12 protein-coding genes are annotated in these 20,452 nt (G+C 70.3%); 9 read left to right on the top strand and 3 right to left on the bottom strand.

Annotated elements, in window-relative coordinates; all coding sequences use genetic code 11:
* Positions 1–139 precede the first annotated feature (139 nt).
* Positions 140–655, top strand: a complete 516-nt coding sequence (locus ACL02O_RS17210; RefSeq protein ID WP_412819095.1) for a hypothetical protein — start codon at positions 140–142, stop codon at positions 653–655.
* A gap of 80 nt (positions 656–735) precedes the next feature.
* Positions 736–1,428, top strand: coding sequence for a Crp/Fnr family transcriptional regulator (locus ACL02O_RS17205; RefSeq protein ID WP_412819094.1), 693 nt, complete (start codon positions 736–738; stop codon positions 1,426–1,428).
* Positions 1,429–1,450: 22 nt separating this feature from the next.
* Here ACL02O_RS17205 and ACL02O_RS17200 read toward each other — a convergent pair whose 3' ends face one another.
* Together ACL02O_RS17200 and ACL02O_RS17195 are read right to left on the bottom strand one after the other, a co-directional pair.
* Positions 1,451–2,641, bottom strand: coding sequence for a restriction endonuclease (locus ACL02O_RS17200; protein WP_412819093.1), 1,191 nt, complete (start codon positions 2,639–2,641; stop codon positions 1,451–1,453).
* Positions 2,642–2,672: 31 nt separating this feature from the next.
* Positions 2,673–4,661 carry a GmrSD restriction endonuclease domain-containing protein gene (locus ACL02O_RS17195; RefSeq protein ID WP_412819092.1) on the bottom strand — a complete coding sequence of 663 codons (1,989 nt, stop codon included), beginning with the start codon at positions 4,659–4,661 and terminating at the stop codon, positions 2,673–2,675.
* A gap of 306 nt (positions 4,662–4,967) precedes the next feature.
* Here ACL02O_RS17195 and pglY point away from each other — a divergent pair, with 306 nt between their 5' ends.
* The 6 genes from pglY (at position 4,968) to ACL02O_RS17165 (ending at position 16,372) form a co-directional block, all read left to right on the top strand.
* The gene (pglY, locus tag ACL02O_RS17190; protein WP_412819091.1) at positions 4,968–8,732 is read left to right on the top strand and encodes a BREX-2 system ATPase PglY; all 3,765 of its coding nucleotides are present in this window, start codon (positions 4,968–4,970) and stop codon (positions 8,730–8,732) included.
* Complete coding sequence (gene pglZ, locus ACL02O_RS17185) at positions 8,729–11,467, top strand: BREX-2 system phosphatase PglZ (protein ID WP_412819090.1); 2,739 nt, start codon at positions 8,729–8,731, stop codon at positions 11,465–11,467. Before pglY ends, pglZ begins: the two co-directional genes overlap by 4 nt.
* A complete protein-coding gene (gene brxD / locus ACL02O_RS17180) occupies positions 11,464–12,777 on the top strand; it encodes a BREX system ATP-binding protein BrxD (protein ID WP_412819089.1) in 1,314 nt (437 codons plus the stop codon). Before pglZ ends, brxD begins: the two co-directional genes overlap by 4 nt.
* 9 nt (positions 12,778–12,786) lie before the next feature.
* Positions 12,787–14,910, top strand: a complete 2,124-nt coding sequence (locus ACL02O_RS17175; RefSeq protein WP_412819088.1) for a DEAD/DEAH box helicase — start codon at positions 12,787–12,789, stop codon at positions 14,908–14,910.
* Between the two features lie 102 nt (positions 14,911–15,012).
* A complete protein-coding gene (locus ACL02O_RS17170; protein WP_412819087.1) occupies positions 15,013–15,513 on the top strand; it encodes an RNA polymerase sigma factor in 501 nt (166 codons plus the stop codon).
* Positions 15,506–16,372, top strand: a complete 867-nt coding sequence (locus ACL02O_RS17165; protein WP_412819086.1) for a hypothetical protein — start codon at positions 15,506–15,508, stop codon at positions 16,370–16,372. The genes ACL02O_RS17170 and ACL02O_RS17165 overlap by 8 nt, the downstream gene beginning before the upstream one ends.
* A 191-nt stretch (positions 16,373–16,563) precedes the next feature.
* On the opposite strand, the gene ACL02O_RS17160 is transcribed toward ACL02O_RS17165, so the two are convergent.
* Entirely contained in the window at positions 16,564–17,205 is a 642-nt protein-coding gene (locus tag ACL02O_RS17160; RefSeq protein WP_412819085.1) for a hypothetical protein, read from the bottom strand.
* 324 nt (positions 17,206–17,529) lie between these two features.
* Here ACL02O_RS17160 and ACL02O_RS17155 point away from each other — a divergent pair, with 324 nt between their 5' ends.
* Positions 17,530–20,439 (top strand): M36 family metallopeptidase, encoded by a 2,910-nt coding sequence (locus ACL02O_RS17155; RefSeq protein WP_412819084.1) that lies wholly within the window; start codon positions 17,530–17,532, stop codon positions 20,437–20,439.
* Positions 20,440–20,452: the final 13 nt, after the last annotated feature.

Genomic DNA, 20,452 nt, shown 5'->3' with positions numbered 1-20,452 from the left:
CTCTTTACCGGCCGGATGGGATGGAAATTCCATAGAAGTACGGGGTTCACGGCAGCGTCGGGTGAACGACAACCGGTACTTTGACCCCATGCCGTCGCTGGCGAACCTCTTGACTTGATGTATGGAGAGAATCCGGCGAGTGAGCAGGCGGGCATACCTTGACCCGTGGCGCGATCTTCAGGTCGGCCTGGTTACGGCCGCCTCGCTCCAAGCGTCAATCCGGCACGCGGACGCTAAAGCGGTCGCGCTGCTGACCATTGAGGGCGCTGTGACAACCGCCACCGTGGACCGAGCGCTGCCTCTGATGACTGAGGGCACCCCGTTCGTCGTGATGCTCGCGGCAGTGCTGGGGGCCACCTTCGTTCTGGGCCTGGCAGTGGCCGCCTGGCACCTCGTCCTGGCGTTTCAACCTCGTCTCGAAGGTGCCGGCCGTGACAACCGCTTCGGCTTTCCGAGTCTCGTCGCCGGTAGTGGACGTCCGTCGATGGCGTCGGCGCGGCGGCAGAGGGAAGAAGCGTGGGACTTCGTCGTGGCACTCGCCCGTATCGCGATGGCGAAACACCAGCGAGTACGGCAGAGCATCCCGTGGCTCGTGATGGCATTGACCTCCGCCGGCTGCTTGATGATCGTCATGACTTTCGCGCACAAACCATGACGGGATCCGCCAACAGCAGGGTGTAGCAAGATGGACGCCCAACGTGAATGATGATCTCAGCGGGCGAGACGGGGGTGCACGTGACAGACCAGACTTGGGTAGCCGGTACGTTTCTCAGTCGCCTTGAAAAGGCGACCCGTGATCGGCTCCTGGCGGCAGGGGTCCGACGTGCGGTCAGAGAGTCTCAGGTCGTGCTGCGCGAAGGGGCCGAGGACTCCCACGTCATCGTGCTCGACGACGCGCTTGCCAAGGTGACGGTAGCCATGGCCGACGGGCGTCACGCTCTCCTGGCGATCCGCATGTCCGGCGATATCGTCGGTGAGATTTCCGCACTGAACGGCACGCCGAGGACCGCCACGGTGACGGCCTGCCGTCCGTCCATCATCCGGATCATTCACCGGAACGCGTTCCGTGCCTTTCTGCGCGACTACCCGGATGCCGCGCTGGAGGTGGCCGGCATAGTCGCAGACCGTCTCCGCTGGGCGAACCGACGTCGGGTCGACTTCGCCTCGTACCCCGTCAAGGTCCGCCTGGCACGCGTGCTGTGGGAGATGGCCACCGCGTACGGGCAGCGCGGTCCTCACGGCGTTGTCATCAGTGTGCGGCTGACCCAGGGCGAGTTGGCGACTCTCTGCGGCGCAGCCGAGATCAGTTTGCAGAAGGCGCTGGGTGGTCTGCGTGCCGCAGGCATCATCGCCACCGGCTACCGGGAGATCGTGGTCCGGGACGGTGAAGCATTACGCGCGGTCGCCGAACTTTACCGTCAACTTTGACGGTGGGCGAAGCGGCCACGGCTCAGCCGGCGCCGGGCTCGGGCGTGTTGAGGACGTCCAGCATCGCGGCGGCTGCCTGCTCGATATAGTCGATGGTCCGGGTGGTGCCGGCCCCGTCGATGGGACGCTTCCCGGTGGGATCCTCCGGGTCGTCGTCGTACTCGTGGGCGATCTTGTGGCGGCGCTGCACGATCTGCCGAAGCTGCTCCTGCACGTCCTTGCCCGTTAAGGTGACCCCGTCTCCGCTCTGCTCGGTGAGCACCCGCGCCACCCGGTCCCAGAAGCCCTTCACATCGTGGACGAGCCCGAAACCTTCGCGAATCTTGTCCGGGTTCTGGTAAACGAGGTGACCCTGGTCGCGTAGCTGCTGATCGAGGGCTTCCACGAGCGTCTTCGTGCCGAGCTGGACCTGCTCGACCAGGCCGAGCGAGATCTGGAAAGCCGCGAACGCTTTGGGCTTCTGCGCCGCGGGCTGGGCAACCAACTTGAGCATCCGGGCCCGGATCTCCTGCCGGACCCAGTGGTCGAGCGCGGCGACGCTCTGCACCCAGGCTGCCCGGAACACGTCCGAGACCTCGAACGCCCCCACCTTGAGCTGGTCCAGGTGCTGGCCGGCGGTGGCAAGACTACGTGCGTAGTTCAGGTTGCGCCGGAGGCTCGTGAACGGCGCGGAGCCGTCCTCGTGGTCGGGTGGAGCGGCGGTGACGGGCTCGTCGGGAAGCGCCGTTGCCGGCGTGTCGAAGCCCAGAAGCCGCTCGAGCCGGGCGACGCTGTCGGCCTGGTTGATCCGGTAGACGGTGGTCAGCGAGGGCAGGGCGAGCACCTCGTGTTCCACCGACGCCCGAGGAAGGTCGGTGCGGGACCAATGCACCGACCGCACATGGCGGATTCCCGAGGGCAGGTCCGTCCGGTACTCGTAGGGCCCGACCACCCGGCCGACGGCAACATCGGGGCTGGTCCCTCGCAGGAACAGCACGATGTCACCCTCGGACATCCTCGACCGGAACGCGACCAGTTGGATCGCGTAGTTCTCCGCCGCGCGCCGCTCGACATCCGGGTAGGCGGCCCGGACCCGCTCGCGGATCTCGCTGGGGCTGGTGGTCGGCGTGAGGTCTCCTGCGGCGGACCAACCGACCGCGATCAGGTTTTTGTCGAGGGCGAGTGCGTCGTAGCTGTCGTCACGCCCGGCCCGCACGATCCATGCCTTTGCCATCAGATCTCCTTCTGAGAAGTGCGTGGGCGCGTCAGTCCGTGCTGGTGATCGGGAACTTGATGGGTTCGCCGTCCCACTGCTTCGCCTCGATCCGGGGAAGCGTGGAGAGTGGCTGGGACGTGTCGAGCTCCCGGTCGAAGACCGCCCGCCATTCTTCCGGCGTCCCGGTGACCAGGAACGGGCCGATGTGCACCTGCAACGAGTCCTCGATCATCTCGACCGGTACGGACTCGTCGGTGATCGTCACATCGCTGTCGATGCCCGCGATCCGCGCAGACTCGATGGCGCTGTCCAGTTCGGCCATGCTGGCCCAGCCGGACCAGGAGATGCCGTCGCCGGATGCGGTGAACACGATTCGGCCCCCGTCGCGGAGGCTGCCGTAGAGCGCCAAGTCGAGCGACAGGCCGGCGCTGGGGTCGGCGTTTTCGGAAGACACCTCGTCGAGGAAGGACGGCCGGAAGCGGTCCAGGAGGGCGTTCATCGCTTCCGCGAGGAGGGCCCGGCGCGTGTTGAGGAACCGCTGGTAGCCGTCTGGACTCCGCAGCGGCTCGTCGAGCGGCACGACGTGCGCCCGCAGTTCGTCGTCACTCAGGCTGGGGAAGTAGTCCGCCGGGCTCCGGCCGTTGATCTTCTTGTTGGCCTGGGCGGAGATGAACACGAGGTTGGCAAGATCATTGACCATGCCCTTGTCGAAACGACGATCGTCCAGGGTGGAGGGCGGATGAACATGGTGGTGCTCGAGCTTTGGCGCGTATTCCGTGCCAGGAAGGACGTCGCTGCCGTACCACCAGTCGCGGGCACCTCGGGACAGTGCCACCAGCAGGCTGAGGAAGAAGTAGGGGCTTTCCTTCGTCCGGCCGCGCAGCGCCCGTTCGGTGACCTCGGCGCGGGAGCTTTCGACGTTGAGCCCTTCCAGCAGCGAGCGGACCGGGTCAGCCTGCCGGGCGGCGCGGATGTCCTGGCTGAGCCTGGTGTCGGTGGAACCGCTGTAGCGGGTCCGGATGGTGGCGAGCAGCAGCCAGTAGATGATCCCGTTCGAGGTTTCCGGGTCCACGGTGTCGTCGGTGCGTTCGCCGAGAAGGACGACCAGCGGAATCAGCACGATCATCGACGGCAGCGGGTCGGACCGGGTCAGTTTGAGGTGTGTCTGCAGCAGCGGAACCAACCGTCGAAGGCCGCGCTTGACCGCCTCCCAACCCCGCTCCAGCTCCGTGTCGCTGGTCTGCCGCAGCTTGCTGTGGGACCACACCGACAGACCCCGTCCCAGGACGACACCTGCCAGCGCCCGGGACAGGAAGTTGACGTCGATGTGCCCGTAGCCGTGGCGGAGCCAGTGCTCCGACTCGCTCTGCAGCTCGGCCAGCACCCCCTTCCATCGCGTCGACAGGGTCGCCATCGCCAGGTCGAGGGTGCCGAGGCGGCGGCCGCCGCTGTTGACCCGGACGAAGATCTCCGCGACCTCCTCGTACGGGAAGCCCTTGAGGACCTCCATGACGAAACGGCGGTTGCGCAGCTCCTTGATCTTGCTGAGTCGCTCCTCGATCTGGTGGTCCTCGAGAGTGGAGCCCGCGTCCAGCAGCCGCTGGGTCAGGCGCAGCATGCTGGCCTTCGGGTCGAGCACGTCCGCCACCTTGACCCACTTCGGGTCGCGCTGAGTGGCCGCGCTCTGGTTCTGGAACTTCTGGTTCTCCACATGGAAGACGACCTGCGCCTCTGGGTGATCGGTAAATACCCGGTGCAGGGATGTCAGGCGCTGCTGGCCGTCGAGAAGAAAGAGCGGCGGCTTCGACGGCGTCGCTTCGGGCCCGTTGACGAACATCTCCCGGGTCTCCGGCGCGTCGTCGGTCTCCCAGAACAGCAGTGAACCGAAGGGGTAGCCCCGGTAGATGGAGTCCATCAGCTTGGCGACCTGTGTCGGCTTCCAGACATATTCGCGCTGAATCTCGGGAAGCAGGATCTCGGCATTCGAGATCTCGTCGATCAGTTTTCCGATGGACCGCTCGATCCTGTCGACGTGCATCAGCCAACCTCTTCATTGCCGCTGGTTCCGTGAATGCCGAGCCAAGGCCCGCGTGCCAAAGACGAACGCGATGCACAACCGTCCCCCGCCGCACGGTGCGGGGAGGGCATGCTGTGCGAGTGGGCCCAACTGATGTCCTACCGCGCCGGGTATCGGCTGTCCACCCCATGATCAGCCGTTGCCTGCCCACAACGCGTTGACTGGAGGCAATGTCCGGTTACGCCGGATCCGCCAACAGGCCCATGTTGTCGTCCGAGCCGCGCTCCTGCCCCGACCTGCGTCGCGCTGATCGGTACGGTATGCAGCATGTCTTCGCCCACCCCTGCGCCGCTGCTCCGGGAGTTCATCGACATCCCGGAGCGCACGAGCACGAGCGACTTTGTGCTCAAGCTCGCCGACAGCGTCGCCGACGCCGATGCCACGCTCCGCGACTACGTCGTCACGGACCGGTTGCTCGGCAACTTCGACGAGGCGCTCGGGCTGATCCGCTCCGCGGTCGAGGGGCACGCCTCGAAGGCCGCCTACCTGCACGGCTCCTTCGGCTCCGGCAAGTCCCACTTCATGGGCGTGCTGCACGCGCTGCTGCGCGGCGAGCCGGCGGCCCGCGGCCGGGACGAGCTGGCCCGGCTGGTCGCCAAGCACAGCGTCTGGCTGGACGGGCGGAAGTTCCTGCTCATCCCATATCACCTGCTCGACGCCCGCTCGCTGGAGCAGCGCGTCCTCGGCGGCTACGTCGACCGGGTGCGGGCGCTGCACCCGGAAGCGCCCATCCCGGCGGTGCACCGCACCGACGCGCTGCTGGAGCAGGCCGCCTCGCTGCGCGAGAAAATCGGCGACGCCCAGTTCATCGCCGGCCTGCCCGGCGGGGACGTCGAGGATGAGTGGGGCGAGACCGAAGCGTTCTGGACGCCGGAGCGGCTGGACGTCGCGTTCGCCGGCGCGTACTCCGACGAACTGCGCCGCAAGCTCGTCAACGACCTGCTGACCAGCTGGAACAAGGGCTTCTTCAGCAACGCGCGGGAGGACGCCGAGGCCTTCATCTCACTCGACCGGGGCCTCACCGAGATCAGCCGGCACGCCAAGGAACTCGGCTATCACGGCCTGATCCTCTTCCTCGACGAGCTGATCCTCTGGCTGGCCAACTCCATCGGCGACCAGCAGTTCGTCTCCCGCGAGATCCAGAAGATCACCAACTTTGTCGAGGGCGGCGACACCCGCCGGCTCATCCCGGTGATCAGCTTCATCGCCCGGCAGCGCGACCTGCGCGAACTGGTCGGTGAGGAGGTCGTCGGCGCGAACGAGCTGAGCTACCAGGACACCCTCAACCGGGCCAGCGGCCGGTTCGACGTCATCAAGCTGGAGGACCGCAACCTCCCGGAAATCGCCCGCCGCCGCCTGCTCAAGCCCCTCAGCACTGAGGCCGGCGAGGCGATCTCGCGCGCCTTCGAGAGCACCACCAAGGTACGCCGGGAGGTCTTCGACACGCTGCTCGGCACCGACTCCGGCAGCGGCGCCGACATCGACGCGTTCCGCTCGACCTACCCGTTCAGCCCGGCCTTCATCTCGACGCTGGTGCACGTCTCCAGCGCCCTGCAGAGGTCCCGCACCGCGCTCAAGCTCATGCGGCAGCTCCTGGTCGACCGTCGGGAGACGCTGCGTCTCGGTCAGCTTGTCCCGCTCGGTGACCTCTACGACGTGATCAGCAGCGGCGGTGACCAGCCCTTCACCGAGAAGCTGAAGGCCGAGTTCGAGATGGCCCAGAAGCTGTACGACCTGAAGCTGCGCCCCCACCTGCTCGGCCAGCACGGGCTCGCCGAGGAGGACCTCGACGCCGCCCGCCGTGGCGGCCAGCTGAGCCCGGAGGTCGCCGGCCGGATCCGGGCCTTCACCGGCGACGATCGCCTGATCAAGACGCTGCTGCTGGCCGCCCTGGCTCCCAGTGTCCCGGCGCTGCGGAACCTCACCGGCCGGCGCCTCTCCGCGCTCAACCACGGCAGCATCACGAGCCCGATCCCGGGTGGTGAGGTTGCCCAGGTCAACCGGAAGCTCGCCGACTGGGCGGGCCAGTTCCCCGAGATCCGCATCGGGGAGGGTGACGACCCGGTGGTGTCGCTGGAGCTGGTCGGCGTCGACGTCGACAGCGTGCTCGCCACCGCGAAGCACTACGACAACGAGGGTGCCCGCAAGCACATCGTGCAGCGGCTGCTCTGGCAGCAGTTGGGCGTGCCGTGGAGCGACTCGTTCTTCGCCGAGGCCGGGCTGACGTGGCGGGGCAGCCGGCGCGTCCTCGAGCTGGTCTACGGGAACGTCCGCGACCCCAACGACATCCGCGACGAGGCGTTCCACCCCGACGACCCGGCGGGCTGGCGGATGATCGTCGACTACCCGTTCGACGACGGCACCCACGGGCCGGCCGACGACCGCCAGCGCGTGCAGGACCTGCTCACCCGGACCAACGCCCGTACCGTCTGCTGGATCCCGGCCGCCCTCACCGTGGAGCGCCGTAACGAGCTGGGCAAGCTGGTCATCATCGACAAGCTGCTGGAGGGGCAGCGCTTCGACAGCCACGCCGAGCACCTCAACCCCGACGACCGGCGACGCGCGCAGGCCGCGCTCACCAACCAGCGCAGCGCGCTGCTGGCCAAGATGCAGGGCGTGCTGCGCCAGGCGTACGGTCTTGCCGCGAAGCAGCCGACCGACGTGCAGCTCGGCTTCGACGACCACCTCCAGTCGTTGACCCGGGCGCTGGAGCCGAAGCTTCCGATGGGAGCCACCTTCAACGACGCGCTGCGCAGCCTCGGCGATCAGATGCTCAGCCAGCAGTACCCGGCCCACCCGGATTTCGACCCGGACCGCAAGGGCGAGCCGGTGCGGCTACCGGAGGTCAAGACCGTCTTCAGCTACGTGCAGCAGGCGGTCGAGTCGCCGGAGGGTCGGGTCGAGGTGGAGCGGGCCCACCGGCAGACCATGCGCCGGATCGCCAATCCGTTGAAGCTCGGCACGATGCACGAGGCGGCGTTCGTCATCGAGGGGGAGTGGGCCCAACACTTCCAGCAGAAGGCGGCCAGCGAGGGCATCACCGGCGAGCTGCGGGTCGCCGACCTGCTGCGGTGGATCGACGAACCGAAGCCGCGGGGCCTCGACCCGATCGTCGCGCAGCTCGTGGTGGCGACCTTCGCCGAGCAGACCGACCGGGCGTTCTACCTGCACGGCGGCCAGGTCCTGCCGGCACCCGAGATCGGCAAGCTCACCGCCGACCACACCCTCCGCGAAGAGAGCCTGCCCAGCGAGGAGGACTGGGAGCAGGCGCGGGCACGGGCGGCGGCGATCTTCGGCTTCCAGCCGCTCGCCCTGCGCCGCGGCCGGCTGGTCGCGCTCTTCGGGCGCGACCTGGTGACCCAGGCGTCCCGGCATCGGGAGGCGGCCCAGACCCTGGTGAGCAGGCTCGAGCAGCACGCGGACTGGCTGCAGCTCAGCCGGGAATCCGGACGACTCGCCACGGCTCGCGCTGCGGCCGACCTGCTCGACGCGCTCTCCACCGCTCGTTCGGCGAAGGAGACCGTCGAACGGCTCGCGCGCGCGGAGCTGGCCGGGCCGGCGGACCGCACGGGCAAGAGCATCAGTACTGCTGGACAGGTCGCGGCGGCGATCGTCGCCGTCCCGTGGGAAACCTTCGATATCGTTGCCGGCCTTCTGGAGCCGCATCTGGCTGAGGCCGACGCGATCTTCGCCGAGCTGCGCCGGGCTGCGCAGGCTGACGAGCTGACCGTCCCGCTCGCGCCGGCCCTGCGACGTGCCCAGGCCGATGCCACCGCACTGCTGCGTCGCGCCACCCGTAAGCCCGACGTCGTCCACCGGCCCGAGCAGGGCGGAGGCGACGAGCGTGAGTTGGTCGTCCATCGCCGAATCGACGAGGGCTCGCGCGACAGTGCACAGCTCGATGTCGAGCTACCAGGTGGCCGGGTCACCCTCCGAGCCGACGACCTCGGGCAGGCCGTCGAGCAGTTGCAGGCATTTGCCCGTGAGCACGGCGGGGCGACCATCGAGGTGAGTTGGAGAATCGTGCCGTGACGCAGGTGGCCGCTCCTTCACAAGCCTTGCGGATCAGCCCGGCCGCCCTGGCCCAGAAGGTGGCACAGCAGCTCGACCGGCATCGCAACGGAGACGCGTACCCGGTCATGGTGGTCCGTGCGGAACCGGTTTGGCCGCACGACCCTGTGCTGCCGTTGCCCGGCGGGCGCCAGGTTCGCGTCGCGCCGTGTGTCTCGCCGCTCGCTGTCTGGGATCACCTGGTCGTCGACCGCGGTGACGAGGTGCTGGTGCTGCTCACCGACATCCCCGAATCCCGCCTCGGGCCTGGCGTACGCAGCCGCATCTTCCGGCAGCAGGTGATCACCGTCGAGCCGTGGGACCTTGTGGTCGGCGCGTTCGGTGCCCAGGTGTCGGACATCGCCTTGGAGAAGGAGCGGTGGGCCGGCCAGGCGCTGCTCGACGCGATGCCGCCCGGCGGCTGGCCGCGGCTCGCCACCAAGGTGCTCAGCCGGGACGTCGCCCTCCGTCACCTCGCAGCCGTCCGGCTGGGCCTGAGCCGCCGCGGGACCGATCCCGACGACCTGGACGTGTCGACGCTGCTGCGGTGGAGCTTCGAACCCGGTGCCGTCGAGGCGTTCGCCCTGCTCGGGCAGGACGAACGGGACGGTCTCGCCCGTTGGCTGGTCGAGCAGTTCGGCCGGCCGGCCCGGGCGCTGTTCGCCCTCGCCGACGTAGGGCGAGGCACGGATGCCCTGCCGATGGGCCTGGTGTGCGACGCCCTGTGGACCGTCGACACTCCCGACGCCGTACGGGCCCAGGGGCGCGTCGACCAGTACTTCGGCGGCCTGAACGACGACGTCATCGTGCGCGGGTTCGCGGCCGCCGCGGTTCAGGTGGTCGGCGGGATGCTGAGCGACCGGGACGCCGACGTCCGGCGGCGGGGGCAGGCCGTGCTGGATCGGGCCGAACAGTTACTCATCCAGTTCAACGCGGTTGCCAGCGCCGGTCACAGCCCGATCCTTCGTACCGGCTTCAGCAAGCGGATCGGTGACGCGGCGGCTGCGCTCGTGGCCGGCCTGGCGAACCCCACGGACCCCGCTCTCGGCGCGGCGGTCGACCGGCTTGCCGGACACCGGCTGGCCGAGGAGGAGGCGGACCGGGTGCGTCGGGTCCGGATGGCGCAGCGGCTCGTCCGGTGGCTGGAGGTACAGGTCGAGCCGCCTGCCAGCGTCGCCGACGGAGTGCAGCGGCAGACGGCCGAGTGGGGTTGGGTGGATCTGGCGCTGAACCACGTCTGGGCCGGCGAGGACGTCCACCCGGAGTTGCAGCACGCCTTCCGTGCCACTCACGAGCGTGCGCAGCAGCGGCGGCGGGACCTGGACGGCGCTTTCGCGAACCGGCTCGCAGCCTGGGCGACCGCCGGGCCGGGTAACGACGGTGATCTCCTCACGGTGGAGAACCTGCTGCCACGGGTTGTCGACCCGTTGCTGCGCGACGGCAGGCCGGTGCTGCTCGTGGTGCTCGACGGGATGAGCGCGGCGGTCGCCGTCGAGTTGGCCGACGAGCTGTCCGAGCACTGGGTCGAGTATGACCCCTTGGCCCGGGGCGGAGCTGGTCGCCGTCGTGGGATCACGGCGGCGCTACCCACTCTGACGGCCGTTTCCCGGACCTCGCTGTTCGCGGGGGCCCTGCGCGCCGGCACCCAGGCCACGGAACGGCAGATCTTCGACAAGGGCCGGTGGGGAGCTGACGCCCGGATATTCCACAAGGGGCCGGCCCGGGGCGGGGCCGGTGAGGTGCTCGCCGGTGACCTCACCGACGCCCTGGCGGGCACGGCTCGGTTGGTCGCCGTAGTGATCAATACGGTGGATGACTCGCTGGCCCACGGCCGGGAAGGTGACGAAGCTGGCTGGCAACTGAGCGATCTCGGCTTTCTGCGGAGCCTGCTGGACCGCGCCCGGTCGTCCGGGCGGGCCGTCGTCATCACCAGCGACCATGGTCATGTTCTCGAGCGGGGCGGGAAGCTGGTCAAGGCCAACGATGCCGCCTCTGCCCGGCACCGGACCGGTCCCGGCCCGGCGGGTCCGGGGGAGGTCGAGCTCAGCGGCCCCCGCGTCGTTTCCGAGGAGAACCGGATCATCGCGCTGTGGGATCCGCTGCGGCGCTACCGTCCCACCAAGGCCGGTTACCACGGCGGAGCGTCGCTGGCCGAGGTCACCATCCCACTTCTGGCCTACCTGCTGCCGAATGTTGATGACGTTCCCGACGGCTGGGCGCCGGTGGAGGTACGTCGACCCCGGTGGTGGGAGGCAACCGAACCGGTGGTCGAGGTGACGCCGGTCCCCATCGCTACCCCGAAGCCTCGTCGCAAGGCGCCAGCCGTTGCGGGCGAGACGGCGCTGTTCGACGTACCGGAGGTGACGTCGGCTCCCGCCGCGGCGCCGAAGTCCGGCGACGGTGACCTGGTGACGGCGCTACTGGCCTCGGACATCTTCAAGGCGCAGCACAGCCTGACCCCGCGCAAGCTCGACCTCGGCAAGGTCGAGTCCGCGATGCGGGCGCTCGTCGAAGCCAAGGGGGTGCTGTCGCTGGCCGTGCTGGCCCAGCGGGCCGGTGAGCTGCCTGCCCGAGCGGCTGGCTTTGTCGCGACCCTGCAGCGGATCTTCAACGTCGACAACTACCCGGTGCTGTCCCTGATCGATGACGGGCGCACCGTACGGCTCGACGTCCCGCTGCTGCGGACCCAGTTCGGCCTGCCGCAGGGTGCGGCGTGAGTGCGGTCAGTCCGGCCCGGCGCCGCGAGGTCATCGACGCTCTGCGGCGCGGTGCCGTGCCCTCGGCCGGACTGGACCTCCTCGCCGTCGGGCTGGACCGGTTCGTGACCTCGGTAGGTGAGGACCTGGAGACGGTCGCTGCCGGCGGCTCCGTTTTCAAGGCGATCCGAGGCGAGTACGGCTCCGGGAAGACGTTCATCACCCGCTGGATCGCCGAGCGGGCCAAACGGGCCAACCTCGCCACCGCCGAGGTGCAGATATCGGAGAACGAGACCCCGCTGCACAAGTTGGAGACGGTATACCGGCGGCTGACCGAGCGCCTGACCACCGCCACCTTCCCCCCGAGTGCGCTCCGGCCGGTGGTCGACAGCTGGTTCTACGCGCTCGAGGAGGATGTTCTCGCCACAGGGGAGGTGCCACCCGACGACGCGGAGGCACTCGACCAGGCGGTGGGAGTCCTGCTCGAGCAGCGGCTCGCCGCCGTCAGCCGCAGCGCACCCGCCTTCGCGGCCGCCCTCCGCGGCTACCGGACCGCCAGCCTCGGCGGCGATCCGGCCACCGCGGACGCGGTGCTCGCCTGGCTCGGCGGCCAGCCGCACGTCGCCGCGTCGGCTCGCCGGGTCGCCGGTGTGCGAGGCGATCTCGACCACTTCGCGGCGCTCAGCTTCCTGCAGGGGCTGCTCGCCGTGCTGCGCGACAGCGGACACCCCGGTCTGCTGCTGGTGCTGGACGAGGTGGAGACATTGCAGCGGGTTCGGTCGGACGCCCGGGACAAGGCGTTGAACGCGCTGCGTCAGCTCATCGACGAGGTGCACTCCGGCCGCTTCCCGGGCCTGTACCTCGTCATCACCGGCACCCCGGCCTTTTACGAGGGACCACAGGGTGTCCAGCGGCTCGCCCCCCTCGCGCAGCGGCTCGCGGTCGACTTCACCACGGATCCGCGCTTCGACAACCCGCGCGCGGTGCAGGTCCGCCTGCCCGGCTTCACCGTCGACTCGTTGGTCGAGTTGGGTGGTCGGGTGCGGGACCTGTACGCGGGCGGGTCCACGGCACCCGAGCGGGTAAGGACCCTGGTGGACGACGTCTACCTGGGGGAACTCGCCCGGGCGGTCGCCGGTGGTCTGGGAGGCAAGGTGGGTGTGGCGCCCCGGTTGTTCCTCAAGAAGTTGGTGGGCGATGTGCTCGACCGGGTGGACCAGTTCGCCGAGTTCGAACCGCGGCAGCACTACGCGCTGACCCTGTCGGCAACGGAGCTGACCGACGTGGAACGCAACGCGACCAGGGCCGATGAGATCGCCCTGGACCTGTAGGAGGGTCAGATGCTGGCGGGTGCCGAGCTGTTGCATCCGGTCGTCCTGCACCACGTGGTGAACTCGCTGCAGTGGCCCGGACTTCGGCCGTTGCAGGAGGCAGCGGTGCGGCCTGTCCTCGACGGGGAGGACGCACTGCTTCTCGCGCCCACCGCCGGCGGCAAGACGGAGGCGGCGATGTTTCCGTTGCTGTCGCGGATGGCGCAGGAGAACTGGTCCGGTACTTCGGTGCTCTACCTCTGCCCACTCAAGGCCCTGCTGAACAACCTCCTGCCCCGCCTGGAGACCTACACCGGCTGGTTGGGGCGGCGCGCGGCGCTCTGGCACGGCGACGTGACGATGGGTCAGCGGCGGAGGATCCTCCGGGATCGGCCGGACCTCCTGCTGACGACCCCCGAGTCCCTGGAGTCGATGCTGGTCAGCAGCGCCGTCGACCACGACGAGTTCCTCCGTGGCGTGCGGGCGGTCGTGGTGGACGAGGTGCACGCCTTCGCCGGCGACGACCGGGGCTGGCACCTCCTGGCCGTGCTGGAACGGCTCAGCCGGGTCGCTGGTCACCCGATCCAGCGCGTCGGGCTCTCCGCGACGGTGGGTAATCCCGACGCCCTGCTCACCTGGCTGCAGGGGTCGGGCCGCGAGCGACGACCGGCCCGCGTCGTCGCACCCGAGGTGGTGCCGCACACTGCGGTGCCTGCCTCGCGACCCGCGGGCGAGGTCGAGTTGGACTACGTGGGCTCGGTGCACAACGCGGCGAAGGTGATCGCCGCACTGCACCGAGGCGAGAAGCGCCTCGTGTTCTGCGAGTCCCGGGCACTGGTCGAGGAGCTTGGGCAACGGCTCCGGGCGCTCGATGTGACGACCTTCCTGTCGCACGCCTCGCTCTCGATGGATGAGCGGCGTCGCGCGGAGGAGGCGTTCGCGCAGGAACGGGACTGCGTCATCGTCGCCACCAGCACCCTCGAGCTGGGCATCGACGTCGGGGACCTCGATCGGGTCATCCAGATCGACGCGCCCCGCAGCGTAGCGGCCTTCCTGCAGCGGATCGGCCGTACCGGCCGGCGTCCCGGCAGCAGCCGGAACTGCTTGTTCCTCGCGCTCGACGGTGAAGGACTTCTGCAGGCCGCCGGGCTGCTGCACCTCTGGGCCCAGGGTTGGGTCGAAGAAGTCGTCCCGCCGCCGGAGCCCCGGCACATCGTCGCTCAGCAGCTGCTCGCCCTCTCGCTGCAGGAGCACCGGGTCGGCGACCAGTTGTGGCAGCACGAGTGGAACGACCTGCCGCCATTCGACAAGACCGCCGACGTCATCGTGCGTCACCTTGTCGACCAGGGCTACCTCGACTCGGACTCCGGCATGTTCTTCATCGGCCCGGAAGCGGAAGCTCGCTTCGGCCGACGGCACTTCATGGACATGCTGGCGGTCTTCACCGCACCACCACAGTTCACCGTGCTGGCCGGGCGAACCGAGATCGGTCGAACCGATCCGGCGCTGCTCACCGCGAAGGTGCAGGGCCCTCGACTGCTGCTGCTCGGCGGGCGCAGCTGGCGGGTCACCCACATCGACTGGAAGCGCCACCGGTGCTTCGTCGAGCCGGCGGAGAGCGGGGGAAAGGCGCTCTGGATGACCGGCGGTGTGCCGCAGGGGCTGTCGTACCGGATAGTTCGGACCATACGGGATATCCTGCTCGGCGGGGACCCGCCGGTCGCACTGACCGGTCGTGCCGCCAACCGATTGGCCGGACTGCGTGAGGAGTTTGCCTCGCTGGTGCATCCGGGCGGAACACTGGTGGTCCGGGACGGCGACGGTGAACTGCGGTGGTGGACGTGGGCGGGCTTCCGCGCGAACGCCACCCTGATCTCCACGCTCAGTGAACTTGCCGATCCGACTCAGCGGTACGACGACGCCTCGATCCGGCTCCGACCAGACTTGAGCCGCGAGATGCTCCGCGCCGGGCTCACTGACGCGGCTGGACGGATCTGTCTGCCGGACGTCAACGACAAGGCCCTGGATGGACTCAAGTTCGGTGCCGCGCTGCCGCATCGGCTGGCTGTCGCGACCCTGGCCAGCCGACTCGCCGACGTCCCGGCGGCTCAGGCGGTGCTCGCTGAGCCGGTACGCCTGACCTACCTGACGTAGCGCTGAGTGAATCGGTACGCAGGAAAAAGCCGTCCGGGCAGGCAACCGTCGGCAGGGGGACGGCGTGACTAGAGGTATCACCGCCGGTCGCAAGGGGGAGGCATGCCGCGCGCGGACAGCTTCGACGCGTTCTACCTGGGCAGCAGGCAGCGGATATACAGCTGCGTGTACGCCCTCACGAGCAATGCCGCGGAGGCGCAGGACGCGATGCAGGAGGCGTACGCGCGGGCCTGGCAGCGCTGGTCGACGGTCGGTGAGTACGCCGACCCCGAGGCGTGGGTGCGTACCGTCGCCCGGCGCATCGCGGTCAGCCGCTGGCGACGCGCCCGTGCGGCGCTCGGTGCCTACCGGCGGGCCGGGCCGCCGCCCGACGTGCCCGGACCGGACCCGGACAACGTGGTGTTGGTCGAGGCGCTCCGGCGGCTACCGGTGGCCCAGCGCACCGCGCTGGTGCTGCACCACATGGCGGGGCTGCCCGTGGCGGAGGTGGCCCGGGAGACCGGCGTGCCCGAGGGCACCGTGAAGGCCCGCCTGTCCCGGGGGCGGCGGGCACTCGCCAACCTGCTGGAGCCGACACCTGCGGAGGAGGCACACCATGTCTGAGGAGTTCGAGAGGCTCTTCGGCCCGCTGCGGGGGCAGCAGCCGCCGAGGCCGTTCGCGCTGCCGGAGGCGGTGCGCCGCCGCGGCCGGCAGCGCTCGCAGCACCGGGCGCTGGCCACCGGCCTGGCCCTGGTCGCCGTGGTGGGGGCGGGTGTCGGCGGGGCGACGTACCTCGCTCCGGCCGACCACGCACCGGGCCCCGCCGCCAGCCAGACGGGCATGACCGCCCCGCCGGCCAGGACCTCGACCCCGGCCGCCTCGCCGAGCGCGGCACGCACCGCCGTACCCGATCCCGGCCCGATGAACCTGAGCACGCTGCTGCTCCGCCCGCAGGACCTCGGACCCGGCCGGTGGCAGGAGCGCAGGCCGACGGAGCCGTTCAGCGGCGACACCTGGCACTGGGCCGACCTGTGCGCCGGATACCGGAGCGCCGACTATCCGTCGCTGCGGCATCAGGCCGACGTCGCGGTCACCGGGTACGCCACCGGCTCGACCGACTACCTGGACGAACACCTGCACCGGTACGGCGGCGGGTGGGGGCCGAAGGCGCTTGACGACGTGCGCCGCGTGCTGACCACCTGCCATGGCGCGCCCCCGTCGTCGGGGACGTCCGGAGGTCCCGCGCCCGACAGGTACACCGTCGTGGCCAGTGGCTTCGCCGGAGACGAGGCACTGCTCGTCCGCGAGGAGCAGTGGTACTACGACGGGGACACGCTGGCTCCGGACCCGCGGGTGACGCTCACCGCCGTGGTCCGGGTCGGTGACCTGGTCGGCACCGTCATGTTCGCGCCGGACCGCGACGAGGCGTACGCCAAGGCGGTGGCTGCTGCGGCGGCGGACCGGCTCGCGGGAGGGCGGTAGCTGACCGGAGGGTGATCGCCGACGCGGTCGGGCGGATCTGCCTGCTGCCGACTTTCCGGCGGCGGAGGCGGTCCTGGCCGAACCGGTGCGAGTGACGTACCTGGTTTGAGGTCGTCCGCCTGTTGCGCGGCGCCGCCGCGCGCATGACGGAGATGCCCCGGCCGGTGCGGCCGGCCGGGGCATCTCGTCGTTCAGAACGCCGGAGCGCAGGCGATGATCACTTTGGTGTCCACGTCCACCGCCGGGTTGAAAATCGCGTGGGCGCCCGAGATGGTCTCGAACGCGGCCATCTCGGGCCGGTTGTTCGCGCCGAGATACGTCGGCTGGAGCATGACGACGCACTTCTCGGTGGTGGAGTAGCCGGGTCCGAAGAGGAGGTTGTAGTCACCGGGGCCGTTGCGGGTGATCGTGAACCCCTTGCTGCCGTTCACGATCAGCTGCCCGGTGCCGCTGTTGTAGTGGAAGTCTCCGGTGTGGATCCGTCCGGTGGGACCGCCGGGGTCGCCCTTGGGTCCCTGCGGCCCCGCCGGCCCGGTGTCCCCCTTCGGCCCTGCCGGACCGGCGGGTCCCGACGGTCCGGGCTCGCCCTGCGGCCCCACCGGTCCCTGCGGCCCGGTGGCGTTGAAGGTGATCCGCCGCTCGGTCTCCTTGCAGCTGCCGGACTCGTCGACGACCTGCAGCCGTCCCTGCTTGTCCACACAGGCGGTGTACGTGGTCGTGGTGGACGCGTCGTCGGCGTACGCCACACTGCCCGCCAGCACGAGCGCGGAGCTGAGGCCCACGCCGAGCCAGACCGCCCTCGACCTTGCGTTATTCGTTCGTGCGGTGGCCATTGTCGTCCTTCCTTCGGGAGGAGGAGGTTCATCTTGGGGCCCGGTGGGGCGGTGGCCGGGGATCTGACACGACGCCGGCAGCGAGTCAGACCGTTCCGTCGTCCGGGCTGTACGAAACGGCAGCTCACGGCTGCCGCCTGGGCGGTGTGGGCACCCGCGTGACCGGCGGACCGTGACCTGTCGGGGCGGCGTCTTCGTTGTATCGATACACGGGCATTTGTGGATGTTCGGCCGGTGTCGATCGTCCTGCTGAGCTGGTCGGATGACGGGAACGAACATCGCCGTTCGACGACAGGAGGGACCGTGCGCACACCATCCCGTGCGTTGACGGGGACCACCGCGCTGCTGCTCGCGGCCGGGCTGGTCCTGACCGCAGGAGCTGGCGGCCAGGCGGCACCCCGGGACGAGAAACCCACCCAGGCTCGGCCCGCACACCTGCCGGGCGACAGCCACGACAGCAAGACCAGGGACAACCGGCAGGGGCGGATCGCACCGACCGAGCGGCAGCGCGACCGGGCCGCCGCGCTCGGTGCCCGGGTCCGCTGGACCGACTTCGGCACGCCCGCCGCGCTGACCTCGACCGGCCGGCCGCTCGCCGCCGGCCTGCCCAGCGACCCGGCCGCCGCCGCGCGGGCGTACGTGGCCGCCAACCGGGACCTGCTCGGGTTGACCGTCGACGGCGCCGCGGCGCTGGAGCAGTTGACCGTCGCCCCGATGGGGGACGGCGCCACCGTGCTGTTCCGGCAGCGCTTCGGTGACCTGCCGGCCGCCGTGGACGGGATCCTCGCCGTCGGGGTACGCGACGGCGCGGCCTGGTACGTCAGCTCTTCCCTGGCCCGCGACGGCGGTGCCCCGGCGCCCGCCACCATCACCGCCGAGCAGGCCCGGCGCGCCGCGGCCGCCGACGCCGGCCTGACCGACCCGACCGTCCTGCGCACCTCGCTGGTCGCGGTGCCGACCGCCGACCGGGGCCCGCGCGCCGCGTACGAGGTGGTACTCGGTGTGGACGTCTCCGGCGCGGACCCGGCGGCCTACGCCAGCTACGTGGACGCCCGGGACGGCGCCGTGCTGGTCCGCGAGAACCTGGTCGACCACGACGCCGACAACCCGTCCTGGGAGGTCTTCCCGAACTCGCCGTCGACCGACCACTCGTCGGCCGACACCCGGGTGCGCTGGTGCGCCGGCCCGACGGCCGGCTGCGCCGAGGTGGTGGGCGTGCCCGGCTCACCGGCCTGGGACGTGGACCCGGCCACCGGCGCGGCCACGAGCACGACCAACGGCAACAACGCGCTCGGGGTGCAGAACTGGTACAGCAACGACCCGCGCAGCGTGGGCACCGAGACCGCCACGCCGCGCGCCGACCGGACCTACGCGTACCCGTGGGCGAACCAGTGGTACGAGCAGCGGTGCAGCCCGGACACCTTCACCTCGCCGCAGGCCAACGACATCGACGCGGCCCGGGCGAACCTGTTCGCGATGCACAACCGGATGCACGACTGGACGTACCACCTGGGCTTCACCGAGGCCACCTGGAACCTGCAGCGGGACAACCTCGGCCGCGGCGGGCTCGGCGACGACCCCGAGCAGGGCAACGCCCAGGCCGGCGGGGTCAGTGGCGGCCCGCCGGGCTTCGCCGCCCGGGACAACGCCAACCAGATCACCCCGCCGGACGGGCTCCCGCCGACCACCAACATGTACCTGTGGCAGCCGATCGCCGGCTCGTTCTACGCGCCCTGCGTGGACGGTGACTTCGACATGTCGGTCATCGCCCACGAGTACGGCCACGCGGTCACCAACCGCATGATCGCCGGCCCGAACGCCGGGGTCAGCTCCCCGCAGGGGATGAGCGAGAGCTGGTCGGACCAGCTCGCCATGGAGTACCTCTACGAACACGGGTACGCGGCGCCGGGCCGGCGCGGCTTCACCGTCGGCGAGTACGCCACCGGAGACCCGGACGCGGGCATCCGCAACTACAACATGAGCGACAGCCCGCTCAACTACAGCGCGATCGACTACGACTTCGTCGGCCTGCAGGTGCACGCCTCCGGCGAGGTGTGGAGCGCCACCAACACCGACATCCGGGCGGCCATGATGCGCCGGTACGGCGCCGGTGACGCGGCCCTGCAGCGGTCCTGCGCCACCGGCGCGACGCCGGTGACCGCCTGCCCCGGCAACCGGCGCTGGATCCAACTGGTCTTCGACTCGTTCCTGCTGATGGCGAACAGCCGGGTGAGCATGGTCGACGCCCGGGACGCGATGCTCGCCGCCGACCTGATCCGCTTCGGCGGGGCCGACCAGGACCTGCTCTGGAACGCCTTCGCCGCCCGCGGCCTGGGCGAGGACGCGGCCAGCGCCGGAAACGGCGACACCGACCCGACGCCGGGCTTCACCTCCCCGTACGCGGACGAGGCGACGCTGACCTTCCGGCCGGTCGACGACGACGTGGTGGTGCCCGGGGCGCAGCTGTTCGTGGGCCCCTACCAGGCCCGCGCGGTGCCGGTCGCCGACACCGACCCGGCCAACCCGCTCACCGACCAGGTCCGCCTGGTGCCCGGCACGTACGAGTTCGTCGTCCGCGCGCCGGGACACGGCCACGTCCGGGTCGGCCCGGTCACCGTCAAGGCCGGCCAGGTGCGGGACCTGCCGGTCCAGGTCCACCCCAACCTCGCCTCCACCGTCGCCGGCGCGACGGTCAGCGGGGACGGGATCAACCTGGCCCGGATCGCCGACGACGACGAGGCCACCAACTGGGCCTCGCTGGGCAGCCCGGTCGCCGGCCGGCAGGTCACCGTCGACCTGGCCGGCGGTGCCCAGCAGATCCGCCGGGTGCAGGTCAGCGCCATGCTCCGCCCACCGGTGGCCGGCGACCCGGACACCGGGACGCAGAGCCGGTTCTCCGCGCTGCGGCAGTTCCGGGTCCTCGCCTGCGAGGCGAAGGACGGCGTCGACTGCGCCGACGCGGCGGACTTCCGGCTCGTCTACACCAGCCCGGCGGACGCCTTCCCGTCCGTGGCGCCCCGGCCACGGGCCCCGGAGCTGATCATGCGGTCGTTCGACATCCCCCGGACCAGGGCGACCCACCTGCGGGTCGAGGTGGTCACCAACCAGTGCACCGGCGCGCCCGACTACGCCGGTGAGCAGGACGCCGACCCGCGTGCCGCGACCGACTGCGCCACCGCCAGCCCGCAGGCGGACAACGTGCGGATCGCCGAGTTCCAGGCGTTCGCGCAGTAGACCGGTGACCGGG

The sequence above is a fragment of the Micromonospora mangrovicola genome, assembly GCF_047200535.1.
Classification (GTDB): Bacteria; Actinomycetota; Actinomycetes; order Mycobacteriales; family Micromonosporaceae; genus Micromonospora.
This window is presented reverse-complemented; position numbering and strand designations above follow the sequence as displayed.